Annotated in this window: 2 protein-coding genes; one reads left to right on the plus strand and one right to left on the minus strand. The window is 57.4% G+C overall.

Going from position 1 to position 1116, the window contains the following annotated elements; all coding sequences use genetic code 11:
* Window positions 1–403, minus strand: a 403-nt coding sequence (locus AC13RC_RS34065; protein ID WP_488559792.1) for an alpha/beta fold hydrolase, incomplete at its 3' end; no start/stop codon positions are given.
* 122 nt (window positions 404–525) lie between these two features.
* On the opposite strand from AC13RC_RS34065, the gene AC13RC_RS34070 reads away from it, so the two are divergent.
* The gene (locus tag AC13RC_RS34070; protein WP_113355856.1) at window positions 526–1110 is read left to right on the plus strand and encodes a TetR/AcrR family transcriptional regulator; all 585 of its coding nucleotides are present in this window, start codon (window positions 526–528) and stop codon (window positions 1108–1110) included.
* The last annotated feature ends 6 nt before the right edge of the window (window positions 1111–1116 follow it).

The following is a 1116-nucleotide window of genomic DNA, read 5'->3' on the forward strand; positions in this document are numbered from 1 at the left end:
GAGCGGCGAGATAGTTTGAGAGAACTACGCCACCCAGAGACCAGCCGACGAGGACGGGTTTCTTGGCTTTGCTCTGCTTCAGTACCGCAGCGAGATCGTCTGCCCAACGACCGCCATCCTTGTAGGCGTCCGCGCTATCCGGCTTCCCCGAACGGCCATGACCCCTGAGATCGTATGTGATGATCCGAAATTTCTGCAGGTCGGGACTGGACGTTTGCTTATCCCAGTTGATGCGACTGCCGAGCAGACCATGGATGAACACGATTGGCCAACCCTGCGGATTTCCGGTTTCCTCGACAGCGATCACCACGCCATCGGATGATTTGACGGTGTATTCCTTGCCGGCAGCCGCAGCTGCGGACGCGGTCGCCACGAGTAAGACGACGGCGAACATGCTTTTCATCGCCCTCGTAAGAGAATTTCCGGTCATCGATTTTACCTTTGTTTGGTGGATCGTGTAATATTTAGCGATCACTACAAACTAGCGACTTGACCTCCCCCGTCAAGCAGTATTTAGTGATCACTATGGATAAGGAAAGCAGAAAGCGGCGTGGCGGACCGCGCACATTCAACCGTGAACAGGCGGTCGACATCGCTATGCGGCTGTTCTGGCAACACGGTTATGAAGGTGTTTCGCTCAACGACTTGACGGCCGCGATCGGCGTCGCGCCGCCGAGTCTCTATGCTGCGTTCGGCAGCAAAGCCCAGCTATATCGTGAGACCTTGGATCATTATTCCACAGTGTCGGGCGCGATGAACCTTGGTTTGGCGTCAACGCTTGATGAAACGGTGGCAGCGATATTGCGTCAAGCCGCCGACGCCGTAACCGATCCCGCCGGAGAAAGAGGATGCATGGTCTCGAGCGGCATGCTGCAGTGTGCCGAAGAACACGCCTCTCTCGCGCGGGTTTTGTCCGACCGCCGAGACGCTATGCGGGAAGCTATTGCTGACGCATTGGGACGCTGGCTCGATCCGGCCCGATCCCGCTCCTTCGCTCGCTTTCTGGTGGCCGTGCTTCAGGGCATGTCCGTCCAGGCTCGAGACGGGGCGACGCGTGCGGAACTCGAAGAGGTCATTAAAGAAGCTTTGCAGGTCTCTCAAGCACGCTAGGCTGTA

The sequence above is a fragment of the Martinezella sp. CNPSo 3890 genome (assembly GCF_057784455.1).